This window comes from Moraxella caprae DSM 19149 (genome assembly GCF_000426885.1).
Taxonomy (GTDB): Bacteria; Pseudomonadota; Gammaproteobacteria; order Pseudomonadales; family Moraxellaceae; genus Moraxella; species Moraxella caprae.
In genome coordinates, this window is record NZ_AUGF01000008.1 from 84,076 (window position 1) to 100,364 (window position 16,289).

General features: G+C 44.8%; 18 protein-coding genes and 1 pseudogene. 8 read left to right on the forward strand and 11 right to left on the reverse strand.

The window, feature by feature from the left end; translation table 11 throughout:
* Nucleotide 1 precedes the first annotated feature (1 nt).
* The 7 genes from K941_RS0103415 to rplM form a co-directional block, all read right to left on the reverse strand.
* A complete protein-coding gene (locus K941_RS0103415; protein ID WP_036387364.1) occupies nt 2-421 on the reverse strand; it encodes a stringent starvation protein B in 420 nt (139 codons plus the stop codon).
* A 48-nt stretch (nt 422-469) separates the two neighbouring features.
* Nucleotides 470-1,114, reverse strand: coding sequence for a glutathione S-transferase N-terminal domain-containing protein (locus K941_RS0103420; protein ID WP_029102506.1), 645 nt, complete (start codon nt 1,112-1,114; stop codon nt 470-472).
* Nucleotides 1,115-1,228: 114 nt separating this feature from the next.
* The gene (locus K941_RS0103425) at nt 1,229-1,948 is read right to left on the reverse strand and encodes a cytochrome c1 (protein ID WP_029102507.1); all 720 of its coding nucleotides are present in this window, start codon (nt 1,946-1,948) and stop codon (nt 1,229-1,231) included.
* On the reverse strand, nt 1,948-3,168 hold the full coding sequence (locus tag K941_RS0103430) for a cytochrome b (RefSeq protein ID WP_029102508.1): 1,221 nt from the start codon (nt 3,166-3,168) through the stop codon (nt 1,948-1,950). Before K941_RS0103430 ends, K941_RS0103425 begins: the two co-directional genes overlap by 1 nt.
* A 23-nt stretch (nt 3,169-3,191) precedes the next feature.
* Nucleotides 3,192-3,776 carry a ubiquinol-cytochrome c reductase iron-sulfur subunit gene (gene petA / locus K941_RS0103435; protein ID WP_029102509.1) on the reverse strand — a complete coding sequence of 195 codons (585 nt, stop codon included), beginning with the start codon at nt 3,774-3,776 and terminating at the stop codon, nt 3,192-3,194.
* A 446-nt stretch (nt 3,777-4,222) separates the two neighbouring features.
* Nucleotides 4,223-4,609 carry a 30S ribosomal protein S9 gene (rpsI, locus tag K941_RS0103440; RefSeq protein WP_029102510.1) on the reverse strand — a complete coding sequence of 129 codons (387 nt, stop codon included), beginning with the start codon at nt 4,607-4,609 and terminating at the stop codon, nt 4,223-4,225.
* Between the two features lie 10 nt (nt 4,610-4,619).
* A complete protein-coding gene (rplM, locus tag K941_RS0103445; protein WP_029102511.1) occupies nt 4,620-5,051 on the reverse strand; it encodes a 50S ribosomal protein L13 in 432 nt (143 codons plus the stop codon).
* Between the two features lie 343 nt (nt 5,052-5,394).
* On the opposite strand from rplM, the gene ppk1 reads away from it, so the two are divergent.
* The 6 genes and pseudogenes from ppk1 to K941_RS0103485 all read left to right on the forward strand — a co-directional run bounded on the left by ppk1 (nt 5,395) and on the right by K941_RS0103485 (nt 11,806).
* Nucleotides 5,395-7,653 carry a polyphosphate kinase 1 gene (gene ppk1 / locus K941_RS14610; RefSeq protein WP_407662281.1) on the forward strand — a complete coding sequence of 753 codons (2,259 nt, stop codon included), beginning with the start codon at nt 5,395-5,397 and terminating at the stop codon, nt 7,651-7,653.
* Nucleotides 7,653-8,111, forward strand: a complete 459-nt coding sequence (locus K941_RS0103460) for a YchJ family protein (RefSeq protein ID WP_029102513.1) — start codon at nt 7,653-7,655, stop codon at nt 8,109-8,111. The genes ppk1 and K941_RS0103460 overlap by 1 nt, the downstream gene beginning before the upstream one ends.
* Nucleotides 8,112-8,230: 119 nt before the next feature.
* Nucleotides 8,231-8,446 (forward strand): annotated as a pseudogene (locus K941_RS18075) (hypothetical protein); the annotation flags it as partial.
* Nucleotides 8,436-8,660: a hypothetical protein gene (locus tag K941_RS0103475; protein WP_029102514.1), complete on the forward strand. Its 225-nt coding sequence runs from the start codon at nt 8,436-8,438 to the stop codon at nt 8,658-8,660. The pseudogene K941_RS18075 and the gene K941_RS0103475, both read left to right, overlap by 11 nt.
* Nucleotides 8,661-8,737: 77 nt before the next feature.
* Nucleotides 8,738-10,201 carry a tRNA uracil 4-sulfurtransferase ThiI gene (thiI, locus tag K941_RS0103480; RefSeq protein ID WP_029102515.1) on the forward strand — a complete coding sequence of 488 codons (1,464 nt, stop codon included), beginning with the start codon at nt 8,738-8,740 and terminating at the stop codon, nt 10,199-10,201.
* 258 nt (nt 10,202-10,459) lie between these two features.
* The gene (locus K941_RS0103485) at nt 10,460-11,806 is read left to right on the forward strand and encodes a Na+/H+ antiporter family protein (RefSeq protein WP_029102516.1); all 1,347 of its coding nucleotides are present in this window, start codon (nt 10,460-10,462) and stop codon (nt 11,804-11,806) included.
* Nucleotides 11,807-11,844: 38 nt separating this feature from the next.
* On the opposite strand, the gene K941_RS14615 is transcribed toward K941_RS0103485, so the two are convergent.
* From K941_RS14615 to K941_RS0103500, 3 genes are read right to left on the reverse strand one after another with little or no spacing between them, the layout of a single operon-like run.
* Nucleotides 11,845-12,312: a GNAT family N-acetyltransferase gene (locus K941_RS14615; RefSeq protein WP_051225839.1), complete on the reverse strand. Its 468-nt coding sequence runs from the start codon at nt 12,310-12,312 to the stop codon at nt 11,845-11,847.
* A 2-nt stretch (nt 12,313-12,314) separates the two neighbouring features.
* Entirely contained in the window at nt 12,315-12,632 is a 318-nt protein-coding gene (locus K941_RS14620) for a type II toxin-antitoxin system TacA family antitoxin (protein ID WP_036387366.1), read from the reverse strand.
* Nucleotides 12,633-12,681: 49 nt separating this feature from the next.
* Nucleotides 12,682-13,245 (reverse strand): 5-formyltetrahydrofolate cyclo-ligase, encoded by a 564-nt coding sequence (locus tag K941_RS0103500; RefSeq protein ID WP_029102517.1) that lies wholly within the window; start codon nt 13,243-13,245, stop codon nt 12,682-12,684.
* A 119-nt stretch (nt 13,246-13,364) separates the two neighbouring features.
* Between K941_RS0103500 and fumC the strand changes: the two genes are divergently transcribed.
* Together fumC and K941_RS14625 are read left to right on the forward strand one after the other, a co-directional pair.
* Nucleotides 13,365-14,756 carry a class II fumarate hydratase gene (fumC, locus tag K941_RS0103505; RefSeq protein WP_029102518.1) on the forward strand — a complete coding sequence of 464 codons (1,392 nt, stop codon included), beginning with the start codon at nt 13,365-13,367 and terminating at the stop codon, nt 14,754-14,756.
* Nucleotides 14,757-15,232: 476 nt separating this feature from the next.
* A complete protein-coding gene (locus K941_RS14625) occupies nt 15,233-16,036 on the forward strand; it encodes a DUF262 domain-containing protein (RefSeq protein WP_051225842.1) in 804 nt (267 codons plus the stop codon).
* Here K941_RS14625 and K941_RS17045 read toward each other — a convergent pair.
* Nucleotides 16,011-16,289, reverse strand: a 279-nt coding sequence (locus K941_RS17045) for an integrase core domain-containing protein (RefSeq protein WP_208854352.1), incomplete at its 5' end; no start/stop codon positions are given. The genes K941_RS14625 and K941_RS17045 overlap by 26 nt on opposite strands.

A 16,289-nucleotide genomic window follows, 5' to 3' on the forward strand; every position in this document is an offset into this window, starting at 1 on the left:
TTTATACAAATTTTAAATGTCCGCCTTTTTTGGGTGGCTCATCATCGCCGTCATCGTCAGTGTCGTCTATGTCATCAGGGTTGTCAGGTGGGGTGTAGCCGTCATATTCGCTAGGGTCAAAGAAAAAGCCTTCACTGGGGTCTTCTTTGGCATAAATACCAACCACTGCCTGCATGGGTATCCAGATGTCTTTTGAGACACCGCCAAACCGCCCTTGAAATGATAAGCCATCATTGTCAATCAAGAGATTATTGGTGGCTTGGTAAGATATGGCAAGCACCAATTTGCCGTCTTGGGCGTACTCGGTGGGGGCGAGAAGTTCAGGGTGAGTGGCGTCCGTCATGAGATATGGGGTAAAGCCGTTGTCTGTTAGCCATTCATGCATGGCACGAACGAAGTAGGGGCGTTTTGGGGTAAGCATGGTTATGTCCTTGTTATTGGTTAAAGTGAACTGATGAGTGTTAAATTATTAAAAATCATCATCGCTATAAACAGCAGGGGTGATGAGTGTCTTTTGAAAACTTGCCCTTGCCGATAGGCGTGCTTGATATGCCAGTAGTGGTTTACACAGTTTGGCAGGTAAATGAATGCCTAGCATTGGTAAACGGTGCAAAAGTGGTAATAATAACACATCACACAACCCAAACTCATCTTGCATAAAATAGTCATGACGAGCAAATAGGGGTGATAGCGTGATGAGCGAATCGGTCAAGGTTTTTTTGGCGTGGGTCGCTTCTGCTGGATTAAAGCTGTCGGGATGAGTCATCAAAATCCGCCCAAGCGAGAGCCAGTCTTGACGCAGTCGCCAAGCCAACTGACGCACTTTTGCCCGCTCTTTGGGGGTGGGTGGCAGGAGTTTATTGGCACCGTGCCGTTCTTCTAGATATTCAAAGATCGCCATCAGCTCATATAATGCCAAATCCCGTCCCACAAGTACAGGCAGGGTGTTGTAAGGGTTTAGCTCGGCAAGATATTCGGGTCGCTCATCAGGGAGGTGGGCGAATTGATGATTCACGCCTTTTTCTTCTAGCAAAAACCGCACCACATGGCTGTCATAGCCATCGTCACCATAGAGTAGGAACTGGGTGGGTAAAAGATGAGAAAAATCTGCCATGATATGAATGAGTCTGTTTTTGGGTGTTAAGTGTAACAAAAATTTTGGTAAAAGTGTGTAAATTTTGTCAATAAAAAAGACCGATGTGTATCGGTCTTTTTGGTCAGTGCTGGCTTATTTGACGTCTTTCCAGAATTCTTTGTTAAGTAGATATACTGGAATAAGTAGCACAAGTAAGAACAGTAGTACGAATGCACCATAGACTTTACGTTCATGACGGACAGGCTCTGCCATCCATGCCATGAAGTTCACTAGGTCGCCCACACGAGCTTCATATTCTTCTTTGCCAAGCTCTTTTTGCATGTTGTGTAGCACATGGGGCATGGCAGCATTGGCAAGCACTAGGTTGTTAGAGCCCCAAGGACGGCTTGGGTCTTCGTAGAATGACAGTAGGTAAGTATATACCCAGTCATCGCCACGCAGACGAGTTTCTAGCGATAAATCTGGCGGTGCAGCACCAAACCATAGAGCCTGAGTATCAAGGTCAATCTCAGCAGTAATATGGTCACCGATTTGGTCGGTGGTTACCATGAGATATTTTTCCATAAGCTCTGGTGGGATTTCCAAGTCCTTGGCAATGCGTGAATGACGCACATACTGGGCTGAGTGACAGCCCACACAGTAGTTCATGAACGTCTGAGCACCGCGTTGTAGCGAGCCTTTATTGGTTAGATCAATGGGGGCTTTGCTACATTCTAGGGTAACTTTGGTGCCATCGGCTTCGGTGAACTCACCACAGCCGTGACCGCCTGCCGCTAGGGCAGAAGATGTTGCCATCATGCCACCTGCAAGCAGGAGACCAGCACCAAGCGATTTTAGAGTAAATGCTTTCATTAGTGACCTCCTCCTGTAACACGTTCTGGTGGTTGCTTGCATGTTTCCATGGACGTGTAGAACGGCATGAGAATGAAGTACAAGAAGTATAAAATAGTACAAATACGAGCAACTAGCGTACCTGTTGGTGTGGAAGAAACCCCGCCAAGATAACCTAAGATTAGGAAGCTAACCACAAAGACAGCTAGGGCAATCTTAGATAAAATGCCTTTATAGCGGATGGATTTCACAGGCGATTTGTCAAGCCATGGCATGACAAACAAGATGGCAATCGCACCAAACATCACAATTACACCTGGTAGAGCAGAGCCGAACATGGATGGCGTGGCACGAAGCATGGCATAAAATGGCATGTAGTACCAAACAGGAGCGATGTGAGCAGGTGTTTTTAGGGCGTTGGCAACTTCAAAGTTGGGTTTTTCTAGGAAATAACCACCACCTTCTGGGGCGAAGAACACCACGGCAAAGAAGCACATAAAGAACACCACGATACCTACCATGTCATGCACGGTATAGTAAGGATGGAAAGGTACGCCATCTAGCGGTACGCCATTTTTGTCTTTAAGTTTCTTAATTTCGATACCGTCTGGGTTATTAGAGCCAACATGATGCAGAGCAACCAAGTGCATGAAAACTAGACCAACCAATACCAAAGGAATTGCCACAACATGCAGGGCAAAGAAACGGTTTAGGGTAATGCCTGAGATGATGTAGTCGCCTTTGACCCATTCAGCCAGACCATCACCGATAAAAGGAATGGCGGCAGGTAGGTTTAGAATAACCTGAGCACCCCAGAACGACATGTTGCCCCAAGGCAGTAGATAACCAAAGAAACCTTCTGCCATGAGACACAGATAAATCGCCATGCCGATAATCCAAACAAGCTCACGGGGCTTTTTATAAGAGCCGTACATCAGACCACGGAACATGTGTAGATAGACAACCACGAAGAAAGCGGATGCCCCTGTGGAGTGCATGTAGCGAATGAGCCAACCACCTTTGACATCACGCATGATGTATTCAAGTGAAGCAAATGCTCCTTCGGCACTGGGGTTGAACATCATGGTTAGCCAAATACCTGTCACCAACTGATTGACAAGTACGACCATGGACAACACGCCAAAGAAATACCAAAAGTTAAAGTTCTTTGGTGCGTAGTATTTGGACATATGGTATTCATAAGTCTCTGTCGCGGGAAAGCGAGCATCGACCCAACCCATAAATTTCTTAGCAATACTCATGATTATGCCTCCCCAACGGTCAAGATGGTGTCTTCAATCTTGTAGATAGGTACAGGTAGGTTTAAAGGTGCAGGCATGCTACTATAAACACGACCAGCTAAGTCGTACATAGAACCATGACAGGGGCAGAAGAAACCACCCATCCAGTCAGCACCGCCTAAGTCCGCCACACCAACTTCGGGTCGGAACATGGGAGCACAACCTAAATGCGTACACACGCCCTCAACAACCAATATCTCAGGCTGAATGGAGCGTGTTTCGTTTTTGCAGTTGTCAGGTTGTACAGACCCGTTGGACTCAGGATCGGCAAGCTTGGGAGCTACCTTGCTTAGGTTGGCAAGCATATCTTCGGTACGTTTGACGACAAAGATAGGTTTGCCACGGTATTTTAACGTAATCATCTGCCCATTTTCGATGCTGGCGGTATCGGTAACAACGGCGGCACCAGCAGCTTCCGCTTTGGCACTTGGATACCAAGAACGCACAAATGGGGTGGCTATTGCACCGACACCAACCGCACCAACGGCAGCAGTGGACGCAATCAGGACTCTACGGCGTTTAACATTCACGCCTTCGGCATGGCTCATTAAAACTTCCTCCAGAAAATGAATGGGGGTTATCCCATACTGGGTGTGTGGTTATGATAAAACAGTTTTATCAAAAAACCACATTTGCTGTGCCTATTTTTCTAAACATGACTATTTTAAGCTATTTTTGTAATAAAATAAATCGTTCTTTTACAAAGTTGTGAAAAAAATCCATAAAAATTGTCATGAATTTACAAAAAAGTTTAAAATTGCATAAAAATTAGACAATGCCCACTAAAATACTCAGCTTTATTTGCAACTTTATGTAAATTTTTGTTACTATTGATTAAAATAAAGAATCTATGTCATACATTAATAACAAGATTTTATATCAATTGTGAATTTATCTAACAATGAAAAATCTATGTCAAGTTAAGTTATTTTAATCAAGAATAACGCATATAAAAAAACTCTCGAAGTTCGAGAGTTTTTTGAAAACGCAAAAATTAACGTTTTGAGAATTGTGGGCGTTTACGAGCTTTGCGTAGACCCAATTTCTTACGTTCAACTTCACGAGCGTCACGAGTTACAAAGCCAGCTGCTTTTAGGGCAGGTTTTAGCGTTTCGTCTGACTCAATCAAAGCACGAGTAATGCCGTGACGGATAGCACCTGCTTGACCGCTTGCACCACCACCAGTAACGGTGATGTATAGGTCATATTTGTCAGCAGATTCTAGAAGTTCTAGGGGCTGACGTACAACCATGCGAGAAGTCTCACGACCAAAGTATTCGTCTAGGCTCTTGCCGTTGATGATGATGTTGCCAGTGCCTTTTGATAAGAAGACACGAGCGGTAGAAGTCTTACGACGACCTGTTCCGTAATTCTTTTCCATGTGTATCTCCTTAGATGTCTAGTACTTTTGGGGCTTGGGCGGTATGTGGGTGTTCATTCCCTGCATACAGTTTTAGCTTTTTAATCATCGCATAGCCCAAAGGACCTTTTGGTAGCATGCCTTTAACGGCTTTATGTAGCACGTCTTCTGGCTTGTGAGCAAGAAGTTTGGTAAAGTTGGTCTCTTTGATACCGCCAGGATAGCCTGTGTGGCGATAGTATTTTTTGTCCTGAGCTTTTTTGCCAGTAACAGCGATTTTGTCAGCATTGATGACGATGATGTAATCACCAGTATCAACGTGGGGGGTGTACGATGGCTTATGTTTGCCACGTAGACGAGAAGCAATCTCAGAGGCTAGGCGACCTAGTGTTTTGCCTTCTGCGTCCACGACATACCAGTCATGTACAACCTCAGCGGGTTTGGCGCTAATAGTAGTAGTCATATAAAACCTATATTTAGTTACGTTTGAGAGTTGAACAAATAAAAAAGCCCAAAGGCTTGATTTTACTTGCTTTGTGAGTTGGGAAACGAAGGGCTCTCAAAAAACAGCGGTCATTATAACCAATCAAACACAAAAAAGCAATGAAAATTTGAGATGAATTTACAAAATAAACCAAAATAAACAATGATAAATACGCCACGATAAAAGCCATTTAAATTGGGGAAAAAATGGCGGAATGGGGCTTTAAAATTTTATCAAATTTTCATAAAATGATGATAAGATAGATGATGTTGTTTTATTATTTTAAAAAAAGTTTATTTTTAAAAAGTTAAAAGGAGACACCATGACCGCACCACACGCCCCAAAGACCGCCAAGCAAATCAGCAAGCCCAACGCCATCACGCACCAAAATGCCGACACCGCTCCTAGTATTGAAAACCAAGCCATGCAAAGTGTGCTCGGGCAGACCCCTGCACCGACCGATTTGCACTACATTGAACAGATTGTTGATGAATCAGGCAATTTTACCCCTGACTGCTTTATCAATCGTGATTTGTCCACGCTACGGTTTCAGCTTCGAGTGTTGGCTCAGGCGACCAATCCACATCATCCGCTGTTGGAGCGTATGTTCTTTTTGACCATTTTTTCATCAAATATGGATGAGTTTTTTGAAATTCGGGTGGCAGGGCTTATCCAAAAAATGAAAAATGGCGATAAGTCAAGCAGTCTGGACGGGCGAAAACCATCCGAGCTACTGGCGGAGATTAGCCAAGTGGCACACCGTGCGGTCGAAGAGCAGTACCGCATCTTAAATGAAGACATCTTGCCTGAGCTTGCCAAATCGGACATCCGCTATCTTAAACGTCATGAGCTGACCGATGCCCAAAAGGCGTGGATGCGGGAGTACTTTTTTAATCAAGTGTTGCCTGTCTTAACCCCTATTAGTATTGACCCTGCACATCCATTCCCCCGAGTGGTCAATAAGTCCTTGAATTTTATCGTCAGTCTAGAAGGTAAAGATGCCTTTGGGCGGGATTTGTCGCTTGCCATCGTGCCTGCCCCACGCTCACTGCCCCGTGTGATACGTCTGCCCGATGAGCTGACAGGGGGCAAAGACCACCATATCATGCTCTCAGCGGTGATTCATGAGCATGTGGGTGAGCTGTTTTTGGGCATGAAAGTCACCGGTTGTCATCAATTTAGACTGACTCGTAATGCCGACCTTGACCTGTCCGATGATGTCGAAGACCTGGCCAAGGCGTTAGAAGGTGAGCTGGATAACCGCCGTTTTGGGCATAAGGTGCGTCTAGAAGTAAGTACCAACTGTCCCAAAGAGCTGTATGAGCTACTATTAAAAGAATTTGAGCTTGATGAAAGCCAGCTTTATCGGGTCAATGGTCCTGTGAACCTGACTCGCATGCTGACAAGTTTTGATAAGCCTGAGTTAAAATTTACCCCGTTCATGCACGCCATCCCCAAGCCATTTAAGGGCATGGAGACGGTCAAGGTCGCCAAAGATAACACGTCCATGTTTAATGTCATGAAAAACAAAGACGTGCTGGCACACCATCCCTTTGATGCGTTCACACCTGTGGTCAATCTCTTGTGGCAGGCGGCGAACGACCCTGATGTGCTTGCCATCAAACAGACCATTTATCGCTCTGGCACCAACTCAGAAATCGTCCAAGCCCTAGCTGCCGCTGCTCGTAATGGCAAAGAAGTGACCGCCGTCATCGAGCTTAGAGCCAGATTTGATGAAGCCAGTAACATCGCTGTCGCCAATATGCTGACCGATGCTGGAGCCATTGTGGTATATGGCGTGGTCGGTTACAAGACACACGCCAAGCTCATGCTCATCGTGCGTCGAGAAGATGGCAAAATCCGCCGTTATGCTCATCTGGGTACGGGCAACTATCATGCTGGCAACGCCAAAGCCTATACCGACTATGGGCTGTTTACCGCCCACGAAGAGATTTGTGCCGATGTGGCAGGCGTGTTCGGACAGCTGACAGGCATGGGCAGACCACTACCATCCCATCACATCATGCACGCACCTTTTACCCTGCATGATGGGCTGATACGCCTCATCGATGATGAGATTAATCACGTCAAGAACGGCAAAAAAGGACGTATTATCCTAAAATGCAACGCCATCACCGAACGTGGTATCATCAATAAGCTCTATGAGGCAAGCCGTGCAGGGGTAGAGATTGACCTGATTGTCCGTTCCATTTGCTGTCTGCGTCCACAGGTCAAGAACTTGTCGGAGCATATCCGTGTATGCTCTATCGTGGGGCGGTTCTTGGAGCATACTCGTGTCTATTATTTTTATAATGATGGCGATGAAAAGCTCTACTGTTCGAGTGCTGACCTTATGGATAGAAACCTACTGCATCGTGTGGAGGTGGCGTTTCCGATTTTGGATGAGAGACTCTTTAAACGCATTTATGAAGACGGACTGATAAACTACCTTGGCGATAACGTGCAGGCGTGGGAGCTTGATGGGCGTGGCGAGTGGAATCAAGTTCATCATGATAAAGACGGCACGGACATTCACGACGCCCAGCAGTGCCTATTAGAAAAAATCTGCGAGCGTGCCTGATGGATTGTTATTGTGGCTCGGGCAACCCTTATGCAGTGTGCTGTCAGCCTTATCATGACGGTACACCTGCCCCCACCGCCGAGCATCTTATGCAATCAAGGTTTGGCTCTTTTTATCTAAAAAACGTGGACTATATCATCGCCACCACCGTCCCAAGCCAGCAAGATAGGCTTGACAAATCCGCCTTGCAAGCATGGGCAGACGGCATGAACTGGACACGCCTTGACGTGATAAGTCATAACAAAATCGGCAAACGCCACGCCCAAGTGTATTTTAAAGCCTATTTTGACAATGGCGATGGCGAGCAGGTGCATGATGAATTATCCGCTTTTGTCAAAATAGGCGAGCGGTGGTATTTTCTTGACCCAACCGTGCCTGTTACCTTAACCAACAAACAGCCGTGCCTGTGTGGCAGTGGCGAGAAGTTTAAGGCGTGTTGTGGGAAGTTTTTGGCTTGAATGTTGAATTTATTTGTATTAAACTAGGAAAATTATGGGTAAAACCGTTATCATGAATGCTTATGGCTTGGTCTTTGAATGGGACGAAGACAAAGAAAGCCTAGCATTTAAAAGAGCATAAAGTCTATTTTTCAGAAGCGGTGAGCGTCTTTTTGACCCTTATGCGATTACTGATGAAGATTATCGTAATTATGACGGGGAAGTCCGTTATTATGGTTGGTATGAGTAATCAAAACAGGTTATTAAAAGTTATTTGGATGGATAGAGACCCAAATACACGCATTATTTCTGCTTGGCGAGCAACAGCACAGGATAAAAAAGATTATGAAAGATGAAATTTATGAAATCTATAAAGATTGGGACATGAGCCACGCAAAACGCAATCACGCCAATCCCAAAATGAGCCGATTTTTACAGGCAAAACAGGATCATGACAGCGACATTACCGCTTTACTTGATAATGATGTGTTGGAGCTTATCAAACAGCACGCCCACAATCAAAAAGACCGAGAACGTCTAAATGCCGTAATACGTTTATTGTTTGCATGATTTTTGGTGCGTTATGGAAAGTTTTTTTAAACCAACAAAAAGGTGTATAATACGCCTTTTTCTTTTGCCTGATTTTTATGAAATATATTGTTAAACTCCACCCTGAAATCATGATGAAAAGCGACACCGTGCGTAAACGCTTTGTTAAGATTTTGGCAGGAAATTTGCGTAATGTCCTAAAACCCCTTGATGAGACGGTGGCGGTCGTCCAGCATTGGGACTATATTGAAGTGCGTCATCGCAATGAGTCGGCACGCCCGATACTGCTCAACAAATTGCAATGCACCTCAGGCATTCATCATATCCTAGAAGTCGAAGAGTCGCCTTTTGCCGATTTGCATGACATTTTTGAGCAGACCTTGCCTAAAGTGAGAGAAAACCTTGAAAACAAAACCTTTTGCGTGCGAGTCAAAAGACGTGGCACACACCCATTTACGTCCATGGACATCGCCAAATATGTGGGCGGTGGGCTAAATCAGGCGATAGCCAGTGCTAAGGTACAACTCAAAAACCCCGACATCACTGTCAAGATTGAGATTGAACACGACAAAATGCTCTTTATCAAGGCACGCCATGACGGCATGGGCGGATTTCCCATGAGTACCCAAGAAGACGTGTTGTCGCTTATCTCGGGTGGGTTTGATTCGGGCGTGGCAAGCTATGAGTTTATCAGACGTGGCAGTCGGGTGCATTATTTGTTCTTTAACATGGGCGGTCGCACGCATGAGATTGGCACCAAACAAATGGCGTACAAGCTGTGGGAGCGGTACAGTTCATCGCATAAGGTACGCTTTACCACGGTGGATTTTGAGCCTGTGGTGGGCGAGATTTTGACCAAGATTGATGACGATCAAATGGGCGTGGTCTTAAAGCGAATGATGATGCGTGTGGCAAGCGTGATTGCCCAAAAAAACCGCATTGAAGCGGTGGTAACGGGCGAAGCCTTGGGGCAGGTGGCAAGCCAAACGCTCACCAACCTTGCCATGATAGACAAGGCAAGCGATGTGCTGGTGTTACGCCCGCTCATCACCAAAGACAAGGCAGACATCATCGCCACGGCTGAAAAAATCGGCACAGCAGACATCGCTAAATTCATGCCTGAGTTTTGTGGAGTTATCTCAAAAAGTCCCACGGTCAAGGCGGTGGAGCATAAACTCATCGCCACCGAAAGCGAGTTTGATTTTGGTGTGTTACAAAATGCCATTGACACCGCCATGACCATTGACATTCGCACCATCAAAGACCAAGCGAGCGATATCCATGCCATTGATACGGCACACACCATTGGCAAAGATGACGTGGTAATTGACATTCGGGCGACAGATGAGACGGACGATGACCCGCTTGGCATACCGCATATTTGTATTCCATTTTATAAACTTGCCACAGAATTTGACAAATTGGATAAAACCAAAACTTATCTTTTGTACTGCAAAAAAGGCGTGATGAGCGGTTTGCAAGCGGTGTATTTAAAGGATAAGGGGCATCAAAATGTTAAGGTGTTAAATTGTCAAACCAACCTCAATACTTTATCAAAATAAACCTCATGAGGCGTTTGCCAGTTTAAACACTTTTTGGGTCTATGATTAAGTTCATGCACTAAGATGGCTGATTAATGGGTTTGTGAGCATAACGGTTGTCCTGATTAATTGCATTTAATGGTTTGTTGTAGATTTGTCGATGGCTGTCGTACGATTGGTCTACAACGCCTTTTAAATCATACCAAAACGTTTTTATCTTGTGTATTTTTGTAAAAATGGGGTATAATCGGACTTTTGATTAATGATAGAAGGTGAGAAATGAACGCTGTACTGTTGGCAGTCATCATGATGGTGGGGCTGTCGCTTGCTCGTGTCCATGTGGTGCTAAGTTTGATTGTGGGGGCGGTTGTGGGTGGTCTGCTGGCAGGACTGCCCTTGACGGACGTAGAAAATGGGGCGACAGGCGTGCTGACGCATTTTCAAAACGGCATTAAGGGCGGAGCAGGCATTGCTTTGTCGTATGCCATGCTTGGGGCGTTTGCCATGGCGATTGCTCATTCGGGCGTACCAAAGGCGTTGGCGGATAAAGTCATCTTGGCGGTCAAAAATGCCAAAAATGGCGGTATCAAATGGGCGGTGTTTGGCGTGATTGTGCTGTTTGCTTGCCTAAGTCAGAATCTTATCCCCATTCACATTGCCTTTATTTTGCTACTTATTCCGCCACTTTTGACGGTGTTTAATGAATTAAAATTAGACAGACGGCTTATTACTTGCTTGATTACCTTTGGGCTTGTCAATACTTATATGTTTATCCCCTATGGGTTTGGCGACATATTTTTAAACGAAATTATCATGGCAAACCTTGCCAAATCAGGGCTTGATACGTCTGGCATTTCGGTAATGAAAGCGATGGCAATTCCTGCACTCGGTATGCTGACAGGGTTGCTTGTGGCGATTTTTGTAAGTTATCGTAAACCCAAAGTATATGACAATGCCAAAACCCTAGCGGTAAAAGGCGATGATGTGCCTTTGGTCAATGATACCAAAATGGGCTTTAAAATCATCGTAACGCTCATCGCTATCATTGTGGCGTTTGTCATTCAACTAAAAACCGATTCGCTTGTGCTTGGCTCGCTGTCGGGTTTTGCCATTTTTATGGCGACAGGCGTGGTCGGCTGGAGTAAGGCAGACGATGTCTTTAATGACGGCATTAAGATGATGGCGATGATTGGCTTTATCATGATTACCGCCCAAGGCTTTGCTGAGGTGATGACCGCCACAGGGCATATCGAGCCACTGGTGCAGTCGGCGGTGGATTTGTTTGGGGCGAATAAGGCTCTGGCAAGTCTTGCCATGCTCATGGTGGGGCTTGTGGTTACGATGGGGATTGGCTCGTCATTTTCTACCGTGCCGATTATTGCAACCATTTATGTGCCGCTTTGTATGGCGATGGGGTTTAGTCCGATGGCGACTTTGGCTTTGGTTGCGACCGCAGGCGTGCTTGGGGACGCAGGTTCGCCTGCTTCTGATTCAACGCTTGGCCCTACCATGGGACTAAATATGGACGGACAGCACGACCATATTAAGGACAGCGTGATACCGACCTTTATCCATTATAATATTCCGCTTATTGTGTTTGGGTGGGTGGCTTCGCTTGTTTTGTGATGGCTGTAAAAATAGACCGCTCCGTCATGAGGCGGTTTTTATCCAATCCCATTTACATCAATAATAAGCCGATGACCAAGCTCGGTCGGACGAAAACCAAATTTTTGATAATAATGTGCCAACGTGTCATTTTTGGCATCTATCACAGCAAAGGCAATGCCAGCATCTTGACTTAGGCGTTTGATTTTGGATAGGGCGTTGGCAAGCAGTAGTTTGGACAAACCTTGACCCTGATAGTGATTATCCACGCCAAGTCTGCCAATCATCATGGCAGGGATTTTGGCAGGATAGCCTTTTATGGCGACATCAAGCTCCACCGCCGATAACGTATAAAATCCCATGATAATATTAGGGTTATCCAAATTTGTCAAAACATGAGTTTTGGCGATGTTTTTCTTATTATGCTGATTTGCCATTGTCCGCAGGTAGCGGTTGATGTCGTCATTCCCACAGTCAAAGCCTTGTCGGTCGTGGTATGTGGCAAGTGGGCTGATGTCAAAGTTCATGATTACCCCAATGTCTTGTCGTGCATTGCCATGAGTGCTTTCATCTCGTCATTGGGCGTGGTGGGGGTGTCTAGTAGGGATTTGATGAGTGCGTTGTCCTTGTTGGTCAGCTCCCACAGCTCGGCATGACTCATCAAACCCAAAGCGTCCACAAGGTCGGGGTCGTGGGCAATGGCATTATTGACAAGGTATAATGACTTTTCGTACATGGTCGTGGCGATGTAATGGCTCATGCTTACGCCCATAAGACGGCTTGCCTTTTCAATCATGGCTTTCATGTGGGGCGTGGTTCTAAGGTTAATGCGTTCGGTGGCTTGCATGGCATTTCCTAAATGTAAGTATAATAGACGTACATTTATTATAGCATAATTAACATCTTATTACACCCCTATCCGTCATCACCATATCCACGTCCTTATCCCATTTATTAACCGTTAAATTTTCAACCACTTGAAAATGATAACACCAACCTACCTTAACCCCACGAAAGTGAGCAAAGGTGCGGTCATAAAATCCGCCCCCCATGCCAAGTCGATTGCCCTGCCTATCCACCGCCACAAGCGGGCAAATAATCATGTCCATGTTATCTGCACTTATGTCATATCTGGCAAAGGGTTCTTGCATGCCAAGTTTGTGGCGTTTTAGGGGTGTTTTGGCTAATGGCAAAACAACAGGGGTAAAGCGTAAAGGCTTATTCTTAATGGTAATCGGTAAAAACGGCGTAAAACCATGCTTTTGACAAAATGCCAAAATCGGTGCGGTGGGCAATTCGCCAAAATCGTCCAGATATAGCCCAATTTTGGCATTTTTGGGTAAATGGGGCAAGAGTTTAGGTAGGTGCAGACTTGCCATAAATGCAAAATTGGCACGCTGTTTGGCGGTCAAGGCTTTACGCTCTTTACGGATACAAGTACGAAGTAGGGTGTTTGGCATGAGTTTTTCCAATAAGTATTATTAAAAATGATAATGATTGATGATTGAAAATTGTTTTTGATGGTGTTATAGTAATATCAACATTTTAGCAGTTTTTATCCACCAAACAAGGAAAATTTATGACCGACTTTCGTATTGAAAAAGACACCATGGGCGAAGTGCAAGTCCCTGCCAATGCCTATTTTGGGGCTCAAACCCAGCGTAGCCGTGATAATTTTAAAATCGGGGGTGATACCCTGCCACGCCCTTTGATTGTCGCTATGGCAACCGTCAAAAAAAGTGCGTCTATTGTCAATGCCGAGCTTGGGCGGATTGAGAGTAGCCAGCGTGATTTGATAGTGCAGGCGTGTGATGAAGTGATTGCAGGCGGTCTTGCCGACCAGTTTCCGCTCGTGGTATGGCAAACAGGCTCTGGCACGCAGTCCAACATGAACATGAATGAAGTCATCGCCAACCGAGCCAATGAAATCGCAGGCAATCCAAAAGGCACTTATAAACCCGTCCATCCCAACGACCATGTAAACCACGCCCAATCTACCAACGACAGCTTCCCCACCGCCATTCGTGTGGCAGCAGCGGTAGAAATTAACCGCTCGCTTATCCCTGCTGTCAAGGCGTTGCGTGATACGCTTGCCAAAAAATCTGCCAACTTTGCAGGCATCGTCAAAATCGGACGCACCCATTTGCAAGATGCCACACCGCTCACGCTTGGGCAAGAATTTAGTGGTTATGTGGCACAGCTTGACTTGACACTTGTGCGTATTGACAACGCTTTGCAAGGCTTGTATCAGTTGCCACTTGGTGGGACAGCCGTGGGGACAGGGCTAAACAGCCACCCTGACTATGCCGTCAAATCTGCCCAAAAAATTGCCGAGCTGACAGGTTTGCCCTTTGTAACCGCTCCCAACAAATTTGAAGCGTTGGCAAGCCGTGATGCCGAAGTGTTCGCCTCTGGGGCATTAAAAACCCTAGCAGGTAGCCTAAACAAAATCGCCAATGACGTCCGCTGGCTATCTAGTGGTCCTCGTTGTGGTCTGGGCGAGATTACCATTCCCGAGAACGAACCAGGGTCATCTATCATGCCCGGTAAGGTCAACCCCACGCAGTCAGAAGCCATGACCATGGTGGTCGCTCAGGTCATGGGTAATGACACCACGATAAACATGGCAGGGGCGAGCGGTAATTTTGAATTAAACGTCTTTATGCCTGTGATTGGCTATAATCTCTTGCAATCCATTCGCCTGCTTGCGGACGCTTGCAACAGCTTTAATGATAACTGTGCGGTGGGTATTGAACCAAATCGTGAAAAGATTGATTATTTTTTACACAACTCACTCATGCTAGTAACTGCCCTAAACCGTCATGTGGGCTATGAAAATGCCGCCAAAATTGCCAAAACCGCTTACAAAGAAAACAAAACCCTAAAACAAGTGGCGGTGGAGCTTGGATTGCTAACCGAGCAAGAATTTGATGAATGGGTGAGACCTGTTGAGATGGTTGCACCGAAGTAATCAAAAATCGAGGGTATGTAAATAAGGGCGAGTGATTGCCCTTATTTTTTTATGCAAGGTTGTTGTTTGACAAGAATAAATTTGAACTTTAATATAATTGGCATTGTTCGATAAGATACTTTTTGCAAGACGGAGCGTGTCTGAGAAATACATTTACCTAGATATTTATAGTCAATCCGCTCAAAATACAACAAAGGTTTTTCATCCGTGGTGAGCTATACCTACCCATAACAAAAAACCGCTTCACCCACAGACATAGCTTAAGGCGAATGGTTTTTTGTGTAATTTTAGAGCAAGATGATGTAGTCAAGTCCTGCACGTATAAGTAAAAAACAGCAAAAACTTGGGGCTGGAGAGCCTTATAGGGTTATCGTAGTAACGTGCGATAATGTCTATTATCGAGTAAGTACCGCATAGCCAAACCCCAAAACCATACAACCCCAAGGAGTTATTATGACCGAAAGAAAGGAGTTATTATGACCGAAAGAAATGTAGAAGTTGGAATCGAAACCGTCAATAAGATGTTTGAATATCAGCTAACCATTCCTGATTACCAACGCCCCTATAAATGGCAGACCAAGCACATCAAACAGCTTATTGATGATATTTATTCTTATTTTATAAAGGATAAAAATCAAGAATGCCGTTTGGGCGTGATTGTCTTGCATAAAGATGAAGGTAAAGATGAATATAACATCGTGGACGGGCAACAACGATTGACCAGTTTGTTTTTATTGTTATATGTATTAAATGATAACAAAAATCCATTTGGCGAACCTAATTTTCTTAACAATGAATTCAACCACAGTCAAAGTGTTGAGCATATTAAACAAAATTACGAGTATCTAAAAAGCTATGTGGTGGATTTGGGACTTGGCGATGATTTTAAGAATTTTAAGGGTTTCATCCTTGACAAATGCACCTTTGCAACTGTTATTTTAACCGAGATTGACGAAGCTTTTCAGTATTTTGATTCGCAAAACTCCCGTGGCAAAAGTTTGGAAGCTTATGATTTGTTAAAGGCGTATCATCTACGAGAATTAAGAAGGCTTGCCAGTCCTGCCATTCATCGCTTGGTGGAGCGTTGGGAGTATCAAGCTAATGAGACAATTTCGGCACCCAGAGACAGGGTTTGGTTAAAGCTAATTATTAATGATGTCTTATATCGTCATCGGCGATGGCAATCTCATAAAGAAGCTGAGTTTTTTAACAAACAAAACGTGGATGTCTTTAAGGGGTTAAATTGTAAGAAACTCACCCGTTATTTACACTTTGTTTAAAATAAAACTCCAACCACTCATAAGGAGTAAAAGTTAAAGTTTTTCCTGTAATCTCATCTTTCTTGGTTAAAGATGAATGTGGTCTAACAGTGTTGTAGAAATTAAGAAATCTGGTTAATTCTTGCTTTCTGTGTTCACTGCTGACAAACTCATATTGATTATGCCAAAGCTCCATCAATGTTCGTATCACTCGTTCAGCTTTGCCGTTGGTTTGTGGTCTGCCTACTTTGGTAAATTTTTGGTTGATGTGGTT

Bases quoted from the DNA above. Each gene is read 5' to 3' on its own strand.
- K941_RS0103415 (WP_036387364.1), bottom strand. From the start codon at position 421: ATGCTTACCCCAAAACGCCCCTACTTCGTTCGTGCCATGCATGAATGG.
- K941_RS0103420 (WP_029102506.1), bottom strand. From the start codon at position 1,114: ATGGCAGATTTTTCTCATCTTTTACCCACCCAGTTCCTACTCTATGGT.
- K941_RS0103425 (WP_029102507.1), bottom strand. From the start codon at position 1,948: ATGAAAGCATTTACTCTAAAATCGCTTGGTGCTGGTCTCCTGCTTGCA.
- K941_RS0103430 (WP_029102508.1), bottom strand. From the start codon at position 3,168: ATGGGTTGGGTCGATGCTCGCTTTCCCGCGACAGAGACTTATGAATAC.
- petA (WP_029102509.1), bottom strand. From the start codon at position 3,776: ATGAGCCATGCCGAAGGCGTGAATGTTAAACGCCGTAGAGTCCTGATT.
- rpsI (WP_029102510.1), bottom strand. From the start codon at position 4,609: ATGGAAAAGAATTACGGAACAGGTCGTCGTAAGACTTCTACCGCTCGT.
- rplM (WP_029102511.1), bottom strand. From the start codon at position 5,051: ATGACTACTACTATTAGCGCCAAACCCGCTGAGGTTGTACATGACTGG.
- ppk1 (WP_407662281.1), top strand. From the start codon at position 5,395: ATGACCGCACCACACGCCCCAAAGACCGCCAAGCAAATCAGCAAGCCC.
- K941_RS0103460 (WP_029102513.1), top strand. From the start codon at position 7,653: ATGGATTGTTATTGTGGCTCGGGCAACCCTTATGCAGTGTGCTGTCAG.
- K941_RS0103475 (WP_029102514.1), top strand. From the start codon at position 8,436: ATGAAAGATGAAATTTATGAAATCTATAAAGATTGGGACATGAGCCAC.
- thiI (WP_029102515.1), top strand. From the start codon at position 8,738: ATGAAATATATTGTTAAACTCCACCCTGAAATCATGATGAAAAGCGAC.
- K941_RS0103485 (WP_029102516.1), top strand. From the start codon at position 10,460: ATGAACGCTGTACTGTTGGCAGTCATCATGATGGTGGGGCTGTCGCTT.
- K941_RS14615 (WP_051225839.1), bottom strand. From the start codon at position 12,312: ATGAACTTTGACATCAGCCCACTTGCCACATACCACGACCGACAAGGC.
- K941_RS14620 (WP_036387366.1), bottom strand. From the start codon at position 12,632: ATGCAAGCCACCGAACGCATTAACCTTAGAACCACGCCCCACATGAAA.
- K941_RS0103500 (WP_029102517.1), bottom strand. From the start codon at position 13,245: ATGCCAAACACCCTACTTCGTACTTGTATCCGTAAAGAGCGTAAAGCC.
- fumC (WP_029102518.1), top strand. From the start codon at position 13,365: ATGACCGACTTTCGTATTGAAAAAGACACCATGGGCGAAGTGCAAGTC.
- K941_RS14625 (WP_051225842.1), top strand. From the start codon at position 15,233: ATGACCGAAAGAAATGTAGAAGTTGGAATCGAAACCGTCAATAAGATG.